This window comes from Bradyrhizobium sp. Unk1 (assembly GCF_059512345.1).
Map to the genome: position 1 here is coordinate 1 of NZ_JCAMOP010000291.1, position 226 is coordinate 226.

Below are 226 nucleotides of genomic sequence, written 5' to 3' on the forward strand. Positions count from 1 at the left end.
CGCTCGACCGTCAATTGTCCGATCTTGGCGTGGAGCTTCTCGACCTCCAGTTCGTGGGCCGCCTCGCCATCCCGACCAGCGCCCGCGTCGAACGCCCGAGCCGCTTGATCCTGAAGCTGCTTCTTCCACGCATAAATCTGGTTCACATGCACCTGGTAGCGCTGCGCCAGATCCGTCACCGTTGATTGTTCTCGCAGCGCCTCCAAGGCGATCTTTGCCTTCAGCG

1 protein-coding gene is annotated in these 226 nt (G+C 61.5%); it reads right to left on the minus strand.

Features of this window, described 5'->3' with window-relative positions:
* The coding region (locus AC5ZFO_RS48520; RefSeq protein ID WP_496124337.1) for a transposase at positions 1–226 on the minus strand (226 nt) is incomplete at both ends.